Annotated in this window: 19 protein-coding genes and 1 riboswitch; of the genes, 8 read left to right on the forward strand and 11 right to left on the reverse strand. The window is 72.4% G+C overall.

The features are described from left to right. Positions 1-83: 83 nt before the first annotated feature. Entirely contained in the window at positions 84-1,547 is a 1,464-nt protein-coding gene (locus AC529_RS04460; protein WP_068753709.1) for an NCS2 family permease, read from the reverse strand. A 152-nt stretch (positions 1,548-1,699) separates the two neighbouring features. Here AC529_RS04460 and AC529_RS04465 point away from each other — a divergent pair, with 152 nt between their 5' ends. From AC529_RS04465 to AC529_RS04475, 3 genes are all read left to right on the forward strand, one after another. Continuing rightward, positions 1,700-2,023 (forward strand): DUF2530 domain-containing protein, encoded by a 324-nt coding sequence (locus AC529_RS04465; protein WP_068753713.1) that lies wholly within the window; start codon positions 1,700-1,702, stop codon positions 2,021-2,023. A gap of 40 nt (positions 2,024-2,063) precedes the next feature. Further along, complete coding sequence (locus tag AC529_RS04470; RefSeq protein WP_068753715.1) at positions 2,064-3,548, forward strand: DUF7059 domain-containing protein; 1,485 nt, start codon at positions 2,064-2,066, stop codon at positions 3,546-3,548. Positions 3,549-3,699: 151 nt separating this feature from the next. Beyond that, positions 3,700-6,759, forward strand: coding sequence for a sacsin N-terminal ATP-binding-like domain-containing protein (locus tag AC529_RS04475; protein WP_068753720.1), 3,060 nt, complete (start codon positions 3,700-3,702; stop codon positions 6,757-6,759). 12 nt (positions 6,760-6,771) lie between these two features. On the opposite strand, the gene AC529_RS04480 is transcribed toward AC529_RS04475, so the two are convergent. From AC529_RS04480 to AC529_RS04495, 4 genes are all read right to left on the reverse strand, one after another. Beyond that, positions 6,772-7,431, reverse strand: a complete 660-nt coding sequence (locus AC529_RS04480) for an AIM24 family protein (RefSeq protein ID WP_068753722.1) — start codon at positions 7,429-7,431, stop codon at positions 6,772-6,774. 78 nt (positions 7,432-7,509) lie between these two features. Further along, positions 7,510-8,376, reverse strand: a complete 867-nt coding sequence (locus AC529_RS04485; protein WP_068753726.1) for an alpha/beta hydrolase family protein — start codon at positions 8,374-8,376, stop codon at positions 7,510-7,512. Between the two features lie 69 nt (positions 8,377-8,445). Then, on the reverse strand, positions 8,446-9,264 hold the full coding sequence (locus tag AC529_RS04490) for a DUF3027 domain-containing protein (protein WP_198156286.1): 819 nt from the start codon (positions 9,262-9,264) through the stop codon (positions 8,446-8,448). Between the two features lie 134 nt (positions 9,265-9,398). Beyond that, on the reverse strand, positions 9,399-9,782 hold the full coding sequence (locus AC529_RS04495) for a cold-shock protein (protein WP_068753728.1): 384 nt from the start codon (positions 9,780-9,782) through the stop codon (positions 9,399-9,401). 761 nt (positions 9,783-10,543) lie between these two features. Here AC529_RS04495 and AC529_RS04500 point away from each other — a divergent pair. After that, positions 10,544-10,951 carry a hypothetical protein gene (locus AC529_RS04500; protein WP_068753730.1) on the forward strand — a complete coding sequence of 136 codons (408 nt, stop codon included), beginning with the start codon at positions 10,544-10,546 and terminating at the stop codon, positions 10,949-10,951. Between the two features lie 62 nt (positions 10,952-11,013). Continuing rightward, complete coding sequence (locus AC529_RS04505; protein WP_068753731.1) at positions 11,014-11,400, forward strand: hypothetical protein; 387 nt, start codon at positions 11,014-11,016, stop codon at positions 11,398-11,400. Between the two features lie 50 nt (positions 11,401-11,450). Here the strand turns inward: AC529_RS04505 and AC529_RS04510 are convergent, their stop codons facing one another. Further along, positions 11,451-11,768 carry a hypothetical protein gene (locus AC529_RS04510; protein ID WP_394326427.1) on the reverse strand — a complete coding sequence of 106 codons (318 nt, stop codon included), beginning with the start codon at positions 11,766-11,768 and terminating at the stop codon, positions 11,451-11,453. Between the two features lie 113 nt (positions 11,769-11,881). Between AC529_RS04510 and AC529_RS04515 the strand changes: the two genes are divergently transcribed. After that, on the forward strand, positions 11,882-12,307 hold the full coding sequence (locus AC529_RS04515; RefSeq protein ID WP_068753732.1) for an NUDIX hydrolase: 426 nt from the start codon (positions 11,882-11,884) through the stop codon (positions 12,305-12,307). Positions 12,308-12,390: 83 nt separating this feature from the next. Here the strand turns inward: AC529_RS04515 and groL are convergent, their stop codons facing one another. The 3 genes from groL to thrC form a co-directional block, all read right to left on the reverse strand. Beyond that, entirely contained in the window at positions 12,391-14,016 is a 1,626-nt protein-coding gene (gene groL, locus AC529_RS04520; protein WP_068753733.1) for a chaperonin GroEL, read from the reverse strand. A gap of 328 nt (positions 14,017-14,344) precedes the next feature. Beyond that, positions 14,345-14,623 (reverse strand): MoaD/ThiS family protein, encoded by a 279-nt coding sequence (locus AC529_RS04525; RefSeq protein WP_068753734.1) that lies wholly within the window; start codon positions 14,621-14,623, stop codon positions 14,345-14,347. A 55-nt stretch (positions 14,624-14,678) separates the two neighbouring features. Next, the gene (gene thrC, locus AC529_RS04530; protein WP_068753735.1) at positions 14,679-15,947 is read right to left on the reverse strand and encodes a threonine synthase; all 1,269 of its coding nucleotides are present in this window, start codon (positions 15,945-15,947) and stop codon (positions 14,679-14,681) included. 11 nt (positions 15,948-15,958) lie between these two features. Continuing rightward, a riboswitch (SAM riboswitch) is annotated at positions 15,959-16,100 on the reverse strand. 263 nt (positions 16,101-16,363) lie between these two features. Here thrC and AC529_RS04535 point away from each other — a divergent pair. Further along, positions 16,364-17,803: an alpha,alpha-trehalose-phosphate synthase (UDP-forming) gene (locus tag AC529_RS04535; RefSeq protein WP_068754524.1), complete on the forward strand. Its 1,440-nt coding sequence runs from the start codon at positions 16,364-16,366 to the stop codon at positions 17,801-17,803. Positions 17,804-17,912: 109 nt separating this feature from the next. Here AC529_RS04535 and otsB read toward each other — a convergent pair whose 3' ends face one another. Continuing rightward, on the reverse strand, positions 17,913-18,731 hold the full coding sequence (gene otsB, locus AC529_RS04540) for a trehalose-phosphatase (protein ID WP_068753738.1): 819 nt from the start codon (positions 18,729-18,731) through the stop codon (positions 17,913-17,915). Between the two features lie 224 nt (positions 18,732-18,955). Continuing rightward, entirely contained in the window at positions 18,956-19,276 is a 321-nt protein-coding gene (locus tag AC529_RS04545) for a DUF3263 domain-containing protein (RefSeq protein WP_083947919.1), read from the reverse strand. Between the two features lie 72 nt (positions 19,277-19,348). Between AC529_RS04545 and AC529_RS04550 the strand changes: the two genes are divergently transcribed. Further along, positions 19,349-20,194 carry an SAM hydrolase/SAM-dependent halogenase family protein gene (locus tag AC529_RS04550; protein ID WP_068753740.1) on the forward strand — a complete coding sequence of 282 codons (846 nt, stop codon included), beginning with the start codon at positions 19,349-19,351 and terminating at the stop codon, positions 20,192-20,194. Positions 20,195-20,205 lie beyond the last annotated feature (11 nt).

Below are 20,205 nucleotides of genomic sequence, written 5' to 3' on the forward strand. Positions count from 1 at the left end.
CGCCGCGCCCGGGGCGCAAACGGGTTCGGCGCCCCGCCCCAGCGGGGCGGGACGCCGAACGGTGCCGGACGTGCCCGGCGGTGTCAGCCGATGAGGCCCTGGAGGGCCGCCTCGGAGAAGTGGATCAGGAAGACCAGCGAGACCACCAGCATCAGCGGGTGCACGTCGCGCCAGCGGCCCTGCGCCAGGCGGACGACCGTGTAGGCGATGAACGCGACGCCGATGCCGTTGGCGATCGAGTAGGTGTAGGGCATGACCACGATGGCCAGGAAGGCCGGGATGCCGATGCCCAGGTCGCTGAAGTCCACCCGGGTGATCTGGGTCATCATCATGAAGCCGACGACGATCAGCACCGGGGTGGCCGCCTCGAACGGCACCAGGGCGGCCAGCGGGGTGATGAAGAGCGCCCCCAGGAACAGCAGGCCGGTGACGATCGACGCGATGCCGGTGCGCGCGCCCTCGCCGACGCCCGCCGCGGACTCGGCATAGGTCGTGGCCACCGAGGCCGAGGCGAGGCCGCCCGCGACGGTGCCGATGGCGTCGGCCACGAGCACGCCCTGCGCGTTGGGCACGTTGCCCTCCTCGTCGGTGAGCCCCGCCTGGCTGGCCACGCCGACCATGGTGCCCATGGTGTCGAAGAAGTCCGCCAGCAGCAGGGTGAGCAGCAGCATGAGCATCGTGGCGATGCCCACGCCCTTCCAGTCGGCGAGCAGGTTGAACTGGCCGACCAGGCTGAGGTCCGGCAGCGACACCAGGTCGCCGACCGAGGTGGGCACCTCGGGGACGGTCAGCGACCAGCCCACCTCGTTGACCGTGCCGTCCGCGCCGGTCTTCGGGCCGACCTTGGCCAGCGCCTCGACCACGATGCCCAGGACCGTGGCGAAGACGATGCCGATCAGCACCGCGCCCTTGACCTTGCGCACCATGAGGATGATGGTGGCCACCAGGCCGAGGACGAACACCAGGATCGGCCAGCCGTCCAGGGAGCCTCCCACGCCCAGTTGGACGGGGGTGCCGCTGCCGGGCTGCACGAAGCCGGCGTTGACGAAGCCGATCAGGGCGAGGAACAGGCCCACGCCGACCCCGATCGCGCTCTTGAGCGAGGGGGGAACGGCGTTGAAGACCGCGTTGCGGAAGCCCGTCAGCACGAGCACCAGCATGATGACGCCCTCGATGACCACCAGGCCCATCACGTCGGACCAGGTCATCATGGGCGCGAGGACGTAGGCGAGGATCGCGTTGAGGCCCATGCCCGAGGCGATCGCGAAGGGGTAGCGGCTGATGACGCCCATCAGCATCGACGAGACCGCGGCGACGAGTGCGGTCACCGCGGCAACCTGGGGGATGCCCAGGGTGTCGCCGTTGATGTCAGGCGCCGTACCGATGATCAGCGGGTTGAGGACGACGATGTAGGCCATCGCGAAGAACGTGGCCAGGCCGCCACGGATCTCGCGGGCGAAGTTCGACCCTCGCTCGCTCACTTTGAAATAGCGGTCGAGGGGTGCGAGGAGACCGGTGCGCTTGGGTGCGGGCACCTGGTCGGTCACTGGGGCAGAGGATTCGCTCACTCGCTCTAATCTGACAGGCCACGGTCACAGGGAAACATCGGATCAATTCCGAGTTTTCACACGTCAGCGCGGTAACGCGGAGGAAACACGCGGTCGGTGAGCCGCCTTCACCGATCGTTTAGCCTGAAAACGTGCGTAAACCCCGGCAGCCCGACCCCGAGGTCCACGAGTCCGACTACCGCGTCCCCGCAGCGCTGGGCACGGCGGCGTGGACCGTCGCCCTGATCGTCCTCCTCGTCCAGGGCGATCGGCTACCCGAAGACGACCGGTGGTGGATCTGGGTCTGCGTGGTCGGGATCGCCCTGGGCGTGTTCGGCTTCTGGTACGTCCCCCGCCTGATCCGCAGGCGCGCCGAGGAGGAGCGCCGCCGACGGGGCTCCGCCGGACCGGACGCCCCCGCGGAACCGGTCCCCGGCCACGACTCCGGCGGTGTCCCCGGACAGCCTCGGACCTGACCCGCCCCCGCGGTCGAGGAATGTCCTCGATAATGAACGGGTGTCCGAAACGCTCCGCCCGCTGCCGCCGCACCTCGCCGACCGCCTGCGCGGCATCCTGCTCGACGCCGACTACACCGTCTCCGGAGTCCGCGACCGGCTCGGCGACACCGCGGCGCGGGCGCTCGCCCGGGAACAACTGATCCCCGCCCTGCGGGCGACCGGTGGCGAGGAGCGCCTGGGCCTGCTGCTGCGCCTGTGGTGGCTGGGCGAGGCGGTGCCGGAGGCCGCGCTGCGCGCCCTGCCGCTCGCCGACCTCGCCGCGGCGGGCCTGCTGACCGTCCGCGACGGCCTGGTACGCGCCCTGGTGCAGGTGAAGCCGTGGGAGCTCGCCGACGGCCGCCCCGGCTACGTCGTCTCCGACCCGACCGTCCGCCCCGGGCAGGGGCAGCCCCGGCCCGACCACGTGGTGGGAGCGGGCGGCGCGTCGCAGACCCTGGCCCGGCTCATCGTGGACGGCCCGGTGGAGCGCGCGCTCGACCTGGGCTCGGGCTGCGGCGTGCAGTCGCTGCACCTGGCGGAGCGAGCCCAGCGGGTCTGCGCCACCGACGTCAACCCGCGCGCCCTGTGGATGACCCGGCTGAGCTGCGCGCTGTCCGGCGTGGACGGCGTCGAGACCCGCGAGGGGTCGCTGTACCGGCCGGTCGAGGGGGAGCGGTTCGACCTGATCGTCTCCAACCCGCCGTTCGTGGTCACCCCCGGCCCGGCCCGCTACACCTACCGCGAGTCCGACCTGCCCGGCGACTCGGTGTGCGCCGAGATCGTCGCGTCCGCCCCCGCCCACCTGACCGACGGCGGCTGGTGCCAGCTCCTCGCCAACTGGCTGCACGTGGACGGCGAGGACTGGCGGGACCGCGTCGGCGACTGGGTCGCGGGCACCGGGTGCTCCGGCTGGGTGGTCCAACGCGACGTGCAGGACCCGGCCGAGTACGTGGAGCTGTGGCTGCGCGACTCCTGCGAGCAGGGCAGCCCCGAGTACACGGCCCGCTACGACGCCTGGCTCGACTACTTCGAGCGCGAGGGCATCAAGGGCATCGGCTTCGGGTGGATCTGCCTGCGCAACGACGCCGCCCAGGACGCCACGGTGCGGGTGGAGGAGCTGCGCCACGAGATCGACCAGCCGGTGGGGCCGTACCTGCCGGACGTGGTGGACGGGGCGATGACCGCGCACCGCCTCACCGACGCGGCCCTGCTCGCGGCCCGGGTGGCCACGGCCCCGGGGGTCCGCGAGGAGCGGATCAGCGTGCCGGGCGCCCTCGACCCGGAGCGCATCCTGCTCCGCCAGACCGCGGGCCTGCGCCGCGTGGCCCAGGTGGGCACGGTCGAGGCGGCGCTGGCCGGCGTGTGCGACGGCACGATCCCGGTGGGGCCGCTGCTGGACGCGATCGCGGAGCTGATCGGCCAGGACCCGGCCACGCTGCGGGAGCGGACCCCGGCGGCGCTGCGCGGCCTGATCGCGGAGGGGTTCTTCCGGGTCGCCCGCTGACCCCTCCCCCGGCCCGGAGGCGGGGCCGCCCGGGCGTCGGGACCGGGCTGCCCAGGGTTTCCCGAGATTTCACCGGGGAAGGACACCGCCCGCGTCCCCCCGCCGGAACCGTCGTCTACGGTGGTGCCGCACCGGTCCTGGGGAGGTCTCCTTGACGCACACGACGGTCGACCCGTTCGGCGTGACTGAACTGCGCAGAAGGGTCCTGGACAGTTGGGCCGCCTCGCCCGCGCGCTTCCGTGAGGACGCCAACGCCGAGGAGGACTACGCCCTCGGCGGCTACCGAGACCGCGTGGTCGTGGAACTGGCGCAGAACGCCGCCGACGCCGCCCAACGGGCCGGGGTGCGGGGACGGCTGCGGCTGGCGCTGCGCGGCCGGGAGTTCACCGCCGCAAACACGGGCGCCCCGCTCACCGCCGAGGGCGTGGAGTCGCTGTCCACCCTGCGCGCCTCCGCCAAACGCGACGCCGCCGCCGTGGGCCGCTTCGGCGTCGGCTTCACCTCGGTGGCGTCGATCAGCGACGACGTGGTGTTCGCCTCCCGGGACGGCGCGGTGCGGTGGAACCGGGAGCGCGCCGCCGCTCTGGTCCACGACACGCTGGTGGCCACCGGGCGGTCCCGTCCCGAACTCGCCGAGGAGATCGCGCGGCGCGACGGCCGGGTGCCGCTGCTGCGGCTGCCGTTCGCCGACGACACCCGGCCCCCCGAGGGCTACGACAGCGCGGTCGTCCTGCAACTGCGCGACGCCGACGCGGGCGCGCGGCTGGCCCTGCAACTGGCCGAGGCCGGGCAGGCGCTGCTGCTGGCCCTGCCGTGGCTGGCCGAGGTCGAGATCGACGCCGACGGCCAGGTCCGCTCCCTGTACTCCGTCCCCGGCGACGACGGCACGGTCGCCATCCGCAGCGTGGACGCCGGAGGCGAGCACGTCACCCGCTGGCGCACCCTGACCCGGTCGGGCCGGTTCGCACCGGAGGACCTCGCCGACCGCCCCGTCGAGGAACGCGACCGCCGCGACTGGTCGCTGACCTGGGCGGTGGCGCTCGACCCGGCGGGCGACGCGGCCGCCCTGCCCGCCGACGTGCCCCGCGTGGTCCACGCCCCCACCCCCAGCGACGAGGAGCTGCACGTCCCCGCGCTGCTCATCGGCACCTTCCCGCTGTCGCCGGACCGCCGCCGCATCGCGCCCGGGACCGCCGCCGACGTCCTGCTGGACGCCGCGGCCTCCGCCTACGCCGAACTGCTGTGCCGCCTGGACGCCCCCGCCGTCTGGGACCTGGTCCCGCTGGAGCGGCTCGGCGGCGCCGAGTTCGACGCCCGCTTCCGTGCCCGGGTGGCCCGCCTGCTGCCGGACACCCCGTTCCTGCGCTCCGCCGCCGGCGCTCCCCTCACCCCCCGTGACGCCGTGGTCGTCGAGGGCGGCGGCGTGCTGCTGGACGTGCTCGGCGACCTGCTGCCCAACGCGCTGCCCGGCGACGCCGACCTACAGCACCCGGGACTGCGCGCGCTGCGGCTGCGCCGCGTCTCCCTCGCCGACCTCGCCGACCTGCTCGCCGGCCTGGAGCGGGAGCCCGCCTGGTGGGCGCGACTGTACGCGGCGCTGCGCGCGGCCGGTCAGCGCGGCGCGGACCTCGGCGAGCTGGGCGCGCTGCCGGTGCCGCTGTGGGACGGGCGGCTGGTGCGCGGCCCCCGCGGCCTGCTGCTGCCCACCGGCCCCTCGTTCACGGCGGGGACGCTGGACGTCGCGGCGCTGGCGCCGCTGGGCCTGCGGATCGTGCACCCCGAGGCGGTCGACCCGCTGCTGGTCCGGCTCGGCGCGGTCGAGGCGAACGAACGCGCGATCCTCACCGACCCGATGACCCGGACGGCCGTGGAGAACTCGCTGGACGCCGACGACCCCGACACGATCGCCCGGGCCGTGCTGGAACTGGTGGCGGCGTCGGCCACCACGGTCGCCGACGAGCCGTGGCTGGCCGAACTGGCGCTGCGCGACGCCGAGGGCGACTACTCGCCCGCCGCCGAGCTGCTGCACCCCGACAGCCCGCTGCGGGACCTGCTCGTCGAGGACGCGCCCTTCGGGGTGCTCGCCGACGACCTGGCGGAGTCCTACGACACCGAGACGTTGCAGGCGGTGGGCGTGGTGCAGTTGTTCACCGTGTACCGCGCCCACGACGTGACGCTGGGCGCGGCACTGGCCGAGAGCCTCGACGAGATCCCGCTGGACGGCGTGGCGGAGTGGGCCGCCGAGGTCTCGGAGCTGCTCGGCCACCCCGAACTGCCGCCGATCCTCCCCGAGCTGGTGGGGGTGCGCGACCTGGAGTACGTCCGGGAGGACCGCTGGCCGCAGGCGCTGGAGCTGCTGGCGGCCCCCGGTCCCCGCGCGGCGGTGACCGAACCGGCCCGGGTGTTCACGGGGGACGGCCGCGTGGTGGACGTCCCCTCCTACACGGCCTGGTGGCTGCGCACGGGCGCGCTGCTGGACGACCTCACCCCGGCGGAGACGCGGGCCGCCGACGCCGACCCCGCGCTCACCGGCCTCTACGACGAGATCCCCACGGCGCTGGACCCGGAGTTCGCCCGCGCCCTGGGGGTCCGCTCCGACCTGGGCGAGCTGCTCGCCGGTCCGGACGGTCCCGACGACCTGTTGGAGCGGCTGGGCGACCCGGAGCGCTCGGTGTCGCGCGCGTCGCTGCGCCGGATCTGGGCGGCGCTGGCCGAGGTGCCCGCCGAGCGGGTGTCCCCGCCGGACCGGGTGCGCGCGGTGCAGGGCGGCGCGGTGGTGGTGGCCGACGCGGAGGACGCCGTGGTGGTGGACGCGCCGGACCTGCTGCCGCTGCTCGCCGACCGGCCGGTGGTGCTGGGTCCGGTGGAGCGCGCCGCCGACCTGGCCGACGCGCTCGACCTGAGCCTGGCCTCCGAGGTGGTGGCGGGCCGGGTGACCTCCTCCGGGGAGGTCCGTCCGGTGCCCGACGAGGTGCGGGTGTTCCTCGACGACCCGCCGCTGACCTACCTGCACCACGCGGAGCTGCGGGTGGACGGCGTCGCGGTGGAGTGGCGCTGCGTGGACGGCCACGTGCACGCCTCGACCACCGACGGCCTGGCCCGCGGCCTGTGCTGGATCACCGGCCGCTGGGAGCGCCGCCACCTCGTCGCGGCGCTGCTGCGCGACCCGCAGACCCTGCCGATGCTGCGGGCCGAGGCCGACCTGGAGTGAGGGGCGGCCCGCTCACGCCGACGGCGCCGCCCGCACCTCCCCCTCGGAGGCCTGGACCAGCACGAACCCCTGCCCCTCCAGGGCGAGCTGGAACGCCTCGCCGCTGCCGCGGCCGATGAGCGCGCCCGCCTTGACGGTGCTGCGCAGGCTGGTCTTCAGGGAGGTGGACCAGGCGACCGCGGCCTTGGTGTCGACGTAGGTCGGCTGGTCGACGTCGAGCAGGACCGGGGTGCCGTGGCAGGCGATGGCGATCCGCCCCCGGCCGGTGAAGACCGTGTTGAACAGGCCGCCGGCGAAGATGCCCATGCCCCGCACCCGGTGGATGTCCCAGTCCAGTCCGGCGTCGAAGGCGAGCACGTTCTGCCCGTTGACGGTGATCGAGTCGTCCTCCAGGTCGAGGATGTGGATCTCCCAGGCGTCCCGGGCGAGGAAGACGTCGCCCTTGCCGGAGACCCGCATGAGCGGCAGCCCTTCGCCGGTGAGCATCTTCTTGGCGAACCGGCCGACTCCCGCCCCCCGGTAGGCGAAGTCGATGTCGCCCTGGTAGGCCACCATCGAGCCCTGCCGCGCGTAGAACTCGCCGTCGCAGGCGACCCGCAGCATCCGCGGGTTCTGGAGGGTCATGCCCGGCAGGTCGTTCTCCCGGGCCTCGCTGAACAGTTCACTGCGCACGTGCTCACTCCTCGGCGTGTGGGGCGCGGCCGGTCGGGTCTGCGGCACCGGCCGGGCCGTGCGACGCTGCGACCGCCATCATCGCAGGTGACGCCGGAAGAACTCCACGACCTCGGCGGCGACACGGGCGCGCACCGGCGCTCCCGCCCGGACCGCGTCGTGGAACGGGCTGTCCGGGTCGGCCCGGCACAGGAACGCGTAGTGGTCGACGTCCGCGCCGACCGAGCGCCCCTCCGCCCCGGGCAGGGCGTCGAGGGAGCGGCGGACGGTCCCGGGCGGCACGACGGTGTCGGCGTCGCTCCAGCGCACCGCGACGGGCCGCCCCGGCCGCGCGGGGGCGCCGGTGTCCACGATCTCGCCGAGGGCCGGGGCGACCAGGAAGGCGCAGCGCACCCGCGGGTCGGCGTGGCCGGCGGCGAGCTGCTGCGGCCAGGTGTCGGTGGCCTCGGCGGGCAGGGCGAGGAGCTCCTCGGCCGGGGTGGGGTACTCGGGCGGGGAGGGCAGCGGGTACTCCCCGCGCAGGGCCGCCTCGATCGGTCGGCGCGCCAGGCGCACGCCCGCGAGGGCGGCGGCGGTGTAGCCGCCGAGGGAGAAGCCGGCGGCGCCCACCGGGCCGACCTGCTCGCGCTCGAGGAGGTGGTCCAGCACGAAGGAGAGGTCCCGGGGCCGGTCCGCCCAGAAGGCGAACCCGCGCAGGGTGGCGCCGTCGCGGTAGTTGTTGCCGTGGTGGTCGACCGCCGCGACGAGGAAGCCCGCCTCCGCCAAGGGCTCGGCCAGCCAGGCCATCTGCTCGGCGGAGCCGCCGGTGCCGTGCGACAGCAGCCCCAGGGGGGCGTGTCCCGGCCGCTGCGGCCGGTGCAGGTGGAGGCGGACCGGGCGCGGTCCGGCCTCCGTGTGGTGGGGGCGGCTGGGGTCGGAGAGCTCGCGGATCTCGCTGGCGGCCATGGCCGCGAAGCGTAACTGAACCGTTTCAGCAAGCGGAAGGGCCTGACCGTTTCCGGTCAGGCCCGCCGGTCACTGCTGGGACTGCTGGTCCGAGGAGACGAGTTCCAGCTCGCCGGTGTCGTCGAACACGATGGTGTCGTAGCCCATCTCGTCCACCACCGGGGTGAGCGGCTGGGACTCCGGTTCGGGCAGCGTGGCCTCCGAGTGCGCCCCGCAGCCGTGGTCCAGGGAGACCACCCGGCCGTCGTCGGGGGCGTACTCGTTGGCGCACACCCCGAACATCTGCCGCAGCTCGCCCGCCAGCGGGACCATGAACCCGCAGGTGGCGCACTTGGCCGGGGCGGCGTTGGCGATGGGGCTGTTCGGCCCGCCCGGACCGGCGTACCAGCGTGCGGCCGCCGCCTCGCGCCCCACCTCGGAGAGCACGCGGGGTCGGCCCAGCCCCAGCTCCCACAGCATCTGCTTGTCCTCGCCGTCCTCGACGGTCTCGTCGGTGGCGATCTGGGCGTAGCCCGGCATCAGCCGCTCGTCGTCGGCGGAGCTGGGCAGCAGGTCGCCCACGCCGAGGTCACCCGGACGCAGGCGCTCCTTCCAGGGCAGCCACTCGGGTGCGACGAGCGCGTCGGGCCCCGGAAGCAGCACCGACTCGTTGACGGTGACGTACTTGGCCCGGGCGGCGCGCACCACGGTGACCGAGTAGTGCCAGCCCGGGTAGGCGGGGTCGAGGCACGCGAAGAGGTGGGTGACCAGGCGGTCACCCTCGACCTGGGTACCGAGGTGCTCTCCCACCCACTCGGGGCGTCCGATCTCGGCAGCCGCCGCGCGGGCGAGATCCTGCGCCTCGATACACGCCTTGTCTGGTACGGGGGATCGACGGGTGCGTCTCACACTTCCATTTTCGCTGATTACCGGTACCGGCTTGACCACGACGGCGATCGATAGCCGACCGTTACTCGCTTATCAGTCCGGAAAAGCACCGACGCGCCCTGTGGCGTGTGCCACACTGGGCGCGTCAGCGGGGGTTACAGTTCCAGGTCGTCGGCGACCACGCGCAGCACCTGGGCGATCTTGGCCGCCTCGCGGTGGTCGGGGTGCTTGTTCCGGCGGTAGGTGTTGGACACACTGTCGAGCAGTTTGATCAGGTCCTCGATGATGACCACCATCTCGTCCGGCTTCTTGCGCAGCGCCTTGGCCACCGAACGCGGCTCTTCCAGAAGTCTGACCTGGAGGGCCTGAGCGCCCTTGCGCCCCTCCGCGATTCCGAACTCGACCCGCTGCCCGGGGCGGAGCGTGGTCGTGCCGGGAGGAAGCGCCGAAGCATGCAGGAAGACCTCGCCGCCGTCGTCTTTGGTGAGGAAACCGAAACCCTTACCCGCGTCGTACCACTTGACCTTGCCAGTGGGCACGTGTGACCTCTTCGCTTTCGCAGTCGGAACACCGAAGGACCGTGTCCGCTCCGGTCGCGCCGGGACCGGACGGCACGGTTCCCCTCGCCCCTCCAACATTGGACGGGTCTTTCAGGCTAACCTCGACCGCCCGCAACAGCTACCGGACCTCTCGCTCGAAACGGCCAAAAAGCAAGTTAATTCCGACCGCGACTGATATGCGGGCTTACCTTGCCGCCATCCCCCGCACAACGGACGAGAGGCCCGGACGCCATCGTTCCGGGCCTCTCACTCGTGGCACCCGCGTACCACCGTTGCGGAGTTGTGGGACGGGACCCGGTGGTCCCGGATGCCACCCCGGCCGACGGCCACCACGGTGACGGGCTGCACCGGTGGCTGTCGCGCCGTCGTCCACGACCTCGGCACGCTTGGGACGAACTCGCCAGGACAGCCGCACGCCAGGGCTGGGACGCATGACCATCCTGCATTCCCCCGGCCCCGGACTCCTGCCCCGAACCGCGGCTGTACGGGGATATTCCGGATCGTTTGCCCCGAGTTTGGGCGGACCGACCGGCCCGCCCCGGAACCGGCCGCGGAGGCCGCTCCAGGGCGGCTTGGCACCCCCGGGACGCGGCCCCGGAGGGCGGGAGCCGGAAGCGCCGATCCCCCGGCGGACAAGCGCTCCCAGCGCGGTGCGCGCACGTCCCTCTCGGCACCGGGGCACGGATTCTGGTGAGATGGGGGAAGCCATTGCAGCCGTACGGAATCGAGGTTTCTCCCCCATGAGCAACCCGTCGCTGCCTCCCGGAGCCGCCGACCCCCGCGACGAGCCGCCGCCTCGGGTCAACCGGGCCGCACGCGAGCGGGACGAGGACCGCTCCGACCACGCACCGGGACCGCACCCCACCGGGTCGAGCAGTTCCACGATGGCGCTCATCCTGCACGCGCTGACCTTCCTGTGCTGCGCCAACTGGCTGTTCGGGGTGCTCGGCATCGTCTTCGCGGTACGCGCCGCGCACAAGCGTGATCAGGGGCTCTACACTCAGGCCGAAACTCTTACCAGGTACTCCTGGTACTGCCTTGGCGCCGGCGCGGTGATGCTCCTGGTCATGTTGGTCTCCTTCGGCGTGCTCCTCACCCAGGCGGGGTCCTGGGTGGACGACGCGGTCTCGCCGGGACTGAACTACTGACCGAGTTCGCGGTCGGCGCTCCGCCATGTGGAGAACGCGGACCTGAAGAGAGGGCAGAACTCATGAACAGCCAGTGGCCCGGCTCGGCCGACCCCTGGGGCGACCGCACCGGCCCTTGGCCCCCGACGGGCGGTGGCGCCCACGACGCTTCCGGCACGCCCTGGCACCCCGCCCCACCGCCCGTCCCGTCCGGCCTGCCTCCGGTCTCCGGTCCTCCGCTGGCCAGGGGCAACGCGGTCCTCGCGCTGATCATCGCGATCATCCTCACGATGACCTGCGTGGGCGTCACCGACGTCATCGGGATCGTGCTGGCCGCCGTCGCGCTGAGCAAGGACCAGGACCCCGAGGAGTTCGACCGCTACGTCCGCTGGGCGTGGCTGAGCAACTTCATCCACGTCGGCTTCCTGGTGCTGCTGCTCGTGCTGTTCCTCACGCTGAGCACGCTCTGACCGCTCTCCGGCCGGGCGGGGTCCGACCGCGCAGGCGGCCGCGGACGCGCCTAGATCGCGGGCAGCCAGCCCATGAGCACGGTGCCCCCGGCGATCATCCAGGCCACCAGCGAGTATCCGAGGGTCTGGGCGCGCAGCGCGGGCTGGACGCGCAGGGCGGGAGAGGTGAAGGCGACGATCATGAGCACCAGGGCGAGCACCGCGGGGATGAGCGAGGCCCCCGCGAACAGCTCCATCTGGTCGACGCATTTCTGGTAGCCCTGCTCCAGCGGGTCACCGCAGAACACCTTGTCTCCCGTTTCCGTGAAAGCCGACAGTGCGTACGTGGCCGCCATCGCGCCGCCCGCGGACGCCAGTGCCGTGGCCACCGCGGTTCCGCACCGGGCCGATGAGGACGACACCCTCGACGGTACCCCGGAAAGTCGGACTCGCGCGTAAGCTCCCGGCAAGCCGGATGCGCTCGGGGTCCTAGGGTGGGGCCATGGGCTTCTCCGACTCCGCCGCGCCCGGCGTCGTGGACGCGCTGGCCTGGGTGTGCGTCCGCGACGGCAGGGTGCTCAAGGTCCGGTCCAGGGGCAAGGACGTCTTCTACCTCCCCGGCGGCAAACGCGAGCCGGGGGAGAGCGACGCCGCGGCGCTGGTGCGCGAGGTCGCCGAGGAGGTGTCGGTACGGCTCGACCCGGCGACGCTGCGGCTGTTCACCGTGGTCGACGAGCGGGCGCACGGCTACCCGGAGGGCACCCGGGTCCGCCTGGCCTGCTACACCGCCGAGTTCACCGGGACCCTCGCCCCCAGTTCGGAGATCGCCGAGCTGGCCTGGTTCACCGGGGCCGACGCCGACCGGTGCGCTCCCGCGGGGGTGCGGGTGCTGGAGGAGCTGGCCCGGCGCGGTCTGGTGGCGGGCTGACTCCGGCTGTCCGGGCGCGGACAGCAGAAAGGGGACGGCCCGCAGGGACCGTCCCCGTGGACGTCTGCGACGTCGGGCGCGGACTAGAAGTCCATGCCGCCCATGTCACCGCCGCCAGCGGCCGGAGCGGGCTTCTCCGGCTTCTCGGCGATGACGGCCTCGGTGGTCAGGAACAGACCGGCGATGGAGGCGGCGTTCTGGAGCGCCGAGCGGGTGACCTTGGTCGGGTCGATGACACCGGCCTTGAACAGGTCGGTGTACTCGCCGGTGGCGGCGTTCAGGCCGACGCCGGGCTCCAGGCTCTTCACCTTCTCCACGACGACGCCGCCCTCGAGACCGGCGTTGATCGCGATCTGCTTCAGCGGCTCCTCGACGGCGCGGCGGACGATGTTGGCGCCGATGGCCTCGTCGCCCTCCAGGTCCAGCTTCTCGAAGGCGGTGACGCTGGCCTGAAGCAGCGCGACACCACCACCGGGCAGGATGCCCTCCTCGACCGCGGCCTTGGCGTTGCGGACGGCGTCCTCGATGCGGTGCTTGCGCTCCTTGAGCTCCACCTCGGTGGCGGCGCCGGCCTTGATGACGGCCACGCCACCGGCCAGGCGGGCCAGGCGCTCCTGGAGCTTCTCGCGGTCGTAGTCGGAGTCGGTGCGCTCGATCTCGGCGCGGATCTCGTTGACCCGGCCGGCGATCGCGGCGGCGTCACCGGCGCCGTCGACGATGGTGGTCTCGTCCTTGGTGACGACGACCTTGCGGGCCCGGCCGAGCATGTCCAGCTCGGTGTTCTCGAGCTTGAGGCCGACCTCCTCGGTGATGACCTGGCCGCCGGTCAGCACGGCGATGTCGCCGAGCTGGGCCTTGCGGCGGTCGCCGAAGCCGGGGGCCTTGATCGCGACGGACTTGAAGGTGCCGCGGATCTTGTTGACCACCAGGGTCTGCAACGCGGTGCCCTCGACGTCCTCGGCGATGACGACCAGCGGGCGGCCGGACTGCAGGACCTTCTCGATGACCGGAAGGAACTCGTTGTTGTTGGAGATCTTCTGGTTGGCGATGAGGATGTACGGGTCCTCGAGGACCGTCTCCATGCGCTCCAGGTCGGTGGCGAAGTAGGGCGAGATGTAGCCCTTGTCGAAGCGCATACCCTCGGCGAGCTCGAGCTCCAGCCCGAAGGTCTGGCCCTCCTCGACCGTGATGACGCCTTCCTTGCCGACCTTGTCCATCGCCTCGGCGATGTACTCGCCGATCTGGGTGTCGCCGGCGGAGATGGAGGCGGTGGAGGCGATCTGCTCCTTGGTCTCGATCTCCTTGGAGAGGTTGGCCAGCTCCTCGCTGATCCGGGCCACGGCGGCGTCGATGCCGCGCTTCAGACCGATCGGGTTGGCACCGGCGGCCACGTTGCGCAGACCCTCGCGCACCAGGGCCTGCGCCAGCACGGTGGCGGTGGTGGTGCCGTCACCGGCGACGTCGTCGGTCTTCTTCGCGACCTCCTTGACCAGCTCGGCGCCGATCTTCTCGTAGGGGTCCTCGAGCTCGATCTCCTTGGCGATGGAGACACCGTCGTTGGTGATGGTCGGCGCGCCCCACTTCTTCTCAAGGACGACGTTGCGGCCCTTGGGGCCGAGCGTCACCTTGACGGCGTCCGCGAGCTGGTTCATACCGCGCTCGAGGCCGCGCCGGGCTTCCTCGTCAAACGCGATCAGTTTGGCTGCCATAGAGTTCTAGTCCTCCCGAGACCGGGCTGATACGCGAGGGAACGAGCCGACGCCCGCGACGGATGGCCACGGCGCTCCGGCACCCGTCTGCCGGAGGACGCGACCTCATCGTCTCGATCCGAGATTTAGCACTCACGACATGAGAGTGCTAACGGTCTCTTTTTAGCACTCCCAGGTGTCGAGTGCAAACGTCCGCCGCGTCCTTCCCGGCCTCGCTACCCGCAGGTCAGCGCAGCTCAAACTGGGTCGCGAAAACTTTTCCGCGCCGCCGAACGGGGACGGCCGGAGCGCCTGGCGCTCCGGCCGTCCCCGTTCACGTCGCTTCCGGTCAACAGCCGCCCGCGACCGCCGGGATGATCGAGACCTGGGTGCCCTGCGGGGTCTGGGTGTCCAGCCCGTCGGCGAACCGGACGTCCTCGTCGCCCACGTAGACGTTGACGAAACGGCGCACCGCGCCCTTGTCGTCGAGGATGCGGGCCTGGATGCCGGGGTAGTTGGCCTCCAGGTCGGCCAACACCTCCTTGAGGGTGCTCCCCTCGGCCGTCACCTCGGCCTGTCCCCTGGTGTAGGTGCGCAGGATGGTCGGGATACGGACGCTGACGCTCATCGCTGTGGACTCCTCGGTTCGTTTCGACTCTGCGGATGGAAGGGGGACCGGTGCCTCAGAGCAGCCCGGCGTCCTTGAAGGCGCGCAGCGACGGCTTGATCGTCGCGGTGACGCCGGTGCCGGCCACGGCGTTGAGCGTCTTCAGTCCGTCCCCGGTGTTGAGCACCACGGTCTCGGCCTCCGGGTCGAGCACGCCCTTGGCCAGCAGCTTGCGCAGCACACCGGTGGTGACCCCGCCCGCGGTCTCGGCGAAGACGCCCTCGGTGCGCGCCAGCAGCTTGATCGAGTCGACGATCTCCTCGTCGCTGACGTGCTCGACCGCTCCCCCGGTGCGGCGGCAGACGTCGAGCACGTACGGGCCGTCCGCCGGGTTGCCGATGGCCAGCGACTTGGCGATGGTGTCCGGCTTGACCGGCTGGATCACGTCGTAGCCGTTCTCCCAGGCGCGCGCCACGGGGGAGCAGCCGGTGGCCTGCGCCCCGAAGATCCGGTACGGCCGGTCCTCGACCAGCCCGAGCTTGACGAGCTCCTGGAAGCCCTTGTCGATCTTGGTGAGCTGGGAGCCGGAGGCGATGGGGATGACGATCTGCTCGGGGAGGCGCCACCCGAGCTGCTCGGCGATCTCGTAGGCGAGCGTCTTGGAGCCCTCGGCGTAGTAGGGGCGCAGGTTGACGTTGACGAACCCCCACTCCTCCCCGGCCGGGTCGCCGATGAGCTCGGAGCAGAACCGGTTGACGTCGTCGTAGGTGCCCTCGATCGCGACCAGTTGGCCGCCGTAGACGGCCGCCATGACGACCTTGGCCTCCTCGAGGCCGGCCGGGATGAACACGCAGGAGCGGAACCCGGCGCGGGCCGCCGCGGCGGCGACCGCCCCGGCGAGGTTGCCGGTGGAGGAGCAGGACAGGGTGGTGAAGCCGAAGGTGCGGGCGGCTTCGACGGCCATCGCCACGACGCGGTCCTTGAAGGAGTGCGTCGGGTTGCCGGAGTCGTCCTTGACGTAGAGGGAGCGCAGGCCCAGCTCGGCGGCGAGCCGGTCGGCCCGGACCAGCGGGGTCAGGCCGGGGTTCATGTTCGGCAGGCTCTCGACCTGCTCGGGGACCGGCAGGAGGGCCTTGTAGCGCCAGATGCTCTTCGGTCCCCGCTCGATGGACTCGCGGGTGACGGCGCCGAACTCGTAGGCGACTTCCAGGGGGCCGAAACACTCGATACAGGCGAAGACGGGTCCGAGGTCGTAGCGCGATCCGCACTCGCGACAGGAGAGCGCGACAGCGGAGCCGAAGGAGCTGGCGGTGGACGTGGCTGATTCCGTGGCAGTCAGCGCCATGAGGCGTCCTCCCCTCATCTTCCCCGCGCGCCACCCTGGCGCCGGGACGGAGTTGGCACCTGTCCCGGCCGCCTCGCACCTGACGAGCAACGTCCACCGGGATGGTTGCCGGGGCTTCACAGGGCCGTGTCCCTCCACCCCTCTGGATGAGCAATGTGAAGTTGTGCGCTCGTTCTCCGAACGAGACCCGACGGTCACTCTAACCGACTGTGTGTCGTTTTTTCCATGCCGGGTAGTTCGTCCGCCGTTCCCCCGCCCAGCCCAATGTGACGCAACGCAACCCCCGGGACGGTTTGCGCGACTGCGCGACGGGCGACACTAACCAGACCGTGGGACGCGACCCGCCTCCCGTCGGCTCAAGGGCCGTGTAGTCAAATGGGGCATCGGACTCCGACCGCTGAGAGGTGGACCAACAGGTGGACAAGGCACAGATCCTCGTCGCTTCCAACAGGGGACCAGTGTCCTTCTCGATCGGGGACGACGGCACCGTCCGGTCCCGGCGCGGTGGCGGCGGCCTGGTCTCGGGACTGAGTTCGGTGGCCGCCGAGATCGACACTCTCTGGGTGTGCGCGGCGCTGTCCGACGCCGACCGCAAGGCCGCCGGGGCCGCCCCGGAGGGTCGGCTGGACAAGGCCGGGTACGACGTGGGCGGAGCCAGTGTACGCATGCTGGACATTCCCGCCGAGACTTTCGACAACGCCTACAACTCTGTGGCGAACTCCACACTGTGGTTCGTTCACCACATGCTCTACGACACCCCCAACAAACCGGCGTTCGGTGCGCGGTTCCGCAGCGAGTGGGCGGACTACCGGGCCTACAACTCCGCCTTCGCCGAGGCGCTGCTCACCGGCGCCGACGAGGGGGCGAAGGTGGCGGTGCAGGACTACCACCTGGCGCTGGTGCCCCGGATGCTGCGGGTACGCCGCCCGGACCTGCGCATCACGCACTTCTCCCACACCCCCTGGGCGCCGCCGGAGTACTTCCGGATGCTGCCCGCCGAGATCGGCCGGGAGCTCCTGGCGGGCATGCTCGGCGCCGACTACCTGGGCTTCCTCAGCGTGCGCTGGGCCGACGCGTTCCTGCGCTGCTGCGAGGTGTTCCTGCGCGCCCCGGTGAACTGGAGCACCCGCGCCGTCGAGTACGGCGGCCGGATCGTGCGCGTCGGCGTGCACGGCCTGGGCGCGGACGCCGAAGGACTGCGGGAGCGGGCCGCCGCCGAGGACGTGGCGCAGTGGCGGGAGCGGCTGCGCGAACGGGTCGGCGACCGCAAGCTGGTCGTGCGGGTGGACCGCACCGAGCTGTCCAAGAACATCGTGCGGGGCCTGGAAGCCTTCGGCGAGCTGCTGCGCGAGCACCCCGAGTGGCGCGGCCGCGTCACCCACCTGGCGTTCGCCTACCCCAGCCGGGGCGGCGTGGCCGAGTACCGCGCCTACACCGCGTCGGTGCACGCCACCGCCGAAGCGATCAACGCCGAGTTCGGCACCGACGGCTGGACGCCGGTGGTGCTGGAGGTCAACGACGACTACCCGCGCTCCCTGGCGTCCTACCAGATCGCCGACGTGCTGCTGGTCAACCCGATCCGCGACGGCATGAACCTGGTCGCCAAGGAGGGGCCGGTCCTGTCGCTGGACGGGGTGGCCCTGGTGCTCTCCACCGAGGCGGGCGCCGCCGACGACCTGGGCGCCGACGCGCTGCTGGTCAACCCCTACGACGTGTCCGAGACCGCCGCCGCGCTGCACCGGGCGCTGAGCATGGGCGACGAGGAGCGCAGGCAGCGCACCGAGCGCCTGGCCGAGGCCGCGGCCGCGCTGCCCCCGCACCGCTGGTTCGCCGACCAGTTGCGGGCGCTGGACTGACCCGATTCCTCCGGCACCGGGCGCGGCACGGCCCCGGCGCCGGAGGACCTGTCCGATGACCGGCGGCGCCGGGACCGACGCCGCCGGCCGACGGGCGGCCCCGGACGGTTCAGCCGCCCAGGGCCGCCCCGAGCTCCTCCAGGAACGCCACCACTCCGGACGGGCCGTCCACCACCAGGTCGGCCCGCTTGGCGAGTTCGGTGACCTCCGCAGAACCGCTGCACAGCTTGAACCCGGCCACGCCCTGCTCGTGCAACTGCTCCACCGCGTCGTAGGCCGCGAGGTCGCCCAGGTCGTCCCCGGCGTACAGCACCGCCTGCGCGCCCGTCTCGGCGACCAGGCCGGTGAGCGCCGCTCCCTTGTCCACACCGGGCGGGCGCAGCTCGATGACCATGCGCCCCGGCTCCACCGCGAGCCCGGTCTGCTCGGCGAGCTCGGCCAGCGGCGCCCGGAGCAGGTCCAGCGCGGCCTCGGGGTCGGCGGTGCGCCGCGTGTGCACGGCCAGCGCGTGGTGCTTGTCCTCGATCCAGGTGCCGTCGGGCGCGCCCACCCGTTCCAGCAGCCCGGGCAGGGCCTCGCGCACCGCGGCCACGCCGGGCGGCGGCTCGGGGACGGTGAGCACGCCGTCCGCCCAGCGCTCCCGGCCGTACTGGCCGAGCACGGTGATGCCCGGCACCGCGTCGAGGCCGCCGTACTCGACGGCCACCGCGGCGGGGCGTCCGGTGACGACGGCGACCGCGCGCACCCGGTCGGCCAGGGCGCGCAGCGCCGGGACCGCGCCGGGGTGGGCGCGGGAGTCCCGCGGGTCGGGCACGATCGGCGCGAGCGTCCCGTCGAAGTCGAACGCGAGAAGGGCGCGGTCGGGCGCCTCGCGGATACGGTCGAGCGCGGTCCTGCCGGTTTCGGTCGTCGGATTGAGAAGAGTCATGGACGGCTTTCCACTCGGTGGACTGGTCGGTGCCGGTATGCCCCGAACCGGTCGCGGCGGAACCCCGCCCGGCTGTGCTCCAGAACGCACCCGCCGTACGGCCCCGGAACCCCGGCCCCGCTCGCTCCCGCGGCGAAACCGCAGGCTGCGGCCCCGGGACGGGGGTTCGCGTCCTTCCCGGACCCCGGCCCCGGGGCAGTGCCCGGCACTTCCGCGCCGCCGTCCTAGAGTCGGATGCCGAGTTTCCGGGCGGTGCGCTGTCGTCGCCGGTCCGCGCGTCTGCGGCGGAGCCGTTTGACGGTCATCGGGTCGAAGACCAGTGCTTCGGGACGGTCGATGAGGCTGTTGAGGATCTGGTAGTAGCGAGTGGGCGAGAAACCGAACTCGTCGCGGATGGCCTGCTCCTTGGAGCCCTCGAGTTTCCACCACTGCCGCTCGAAGGAGAGGATGCGCTGGTCGCGTTCGTCGAGTTGGGGCTGTTGTGTCGTCGATCGCCGGGGGACGCGATCGTCAGGGTCCTGGGATCTGGGTCCGGCATCTGACATTGGACGCCTCCTCGTCCGGATCGGGCGACTTATCGTAGCGACTCCAGGTGAAAGATCGGGGGGAACAGTGGAATGACTGACCGTCGGGGCCACAGTTGTCTGTCCTTCCTCACCGACTACGGGACCCGGGACGGCTTCGTGGCCGCCTGCAAGGGGCAGATGCTGCGGCACGCCCCGGGTGTGCCGGTGATCGACATCACCCACGAGATTCCACCGGGGGACGTGCGGCGCGGCGCGACCGTGCTGGCCGACACCGCCCCCGAACTGCCGGACGCGGTGCACGTGTGCGTGGTGGACCCGGGCGTGGGCACCGAACGGCGCGCCGTGGCGATCGCCGCGGGAGGGCACGTGCTGGTCGGCCCCGACAACGGGCTGATGGTCTGGGCGGCCCGGGCGCTCGGCGGGATCGACGCCGTCGTCGAGCTGACCAACGCGTCGCTGTGGCGGCACCCGGTGTCGCGCACCTTCCACGGCCGGGACGTCTACGCCCCTGTGGGGGCGCGGATCGCCGCCGGACTGCCGCTGTCCGAGGCCGGCAGGGCCGTGGACCCGGCGGGCCTGGTGCGCCTGCCCGAACCGGTCCGGGAGGTCTCCGCGGGCCTCGCCCGCGGCGAGGTGCACGCCGTCGACCGGTTCGGCAACTGCCAGTTGTCGCTGCTCCCCGAGGACCTGCACGCCGCCCTGGGCTCGCCGGAGCCGCCCGCCCGAGTGACGGTGCGCCTGCCCGGCGGAGCGCGCAGCGTCGCCGTCGCCCCGACCTTCGGCGCGGTGCCCGCCGGGGAGCCGCTGCTGTTCACCGACTCGGCCGGGCTGCTGGCGCTGGCCGTGAACGGCGGCAGCGCGGCCGACCTGCTCGGCCTGCGGGTCGGAGCGCCCGTGGAACTGGCACTGACCAGCGCAAAGCACATGGGAGAATGACAGGCGCCCAC

The sequence above is a fragment of the Thermobifida cellulosilytica TB100 genome, assembly GCF_001517975.1.
Classification (GTDB): Bacteria; Actinomycetota; Actinomycetes; order Streptosporangiales; family Streptosporangiaceae; genus Thermobifida; species Thermobifida cellulosilytica.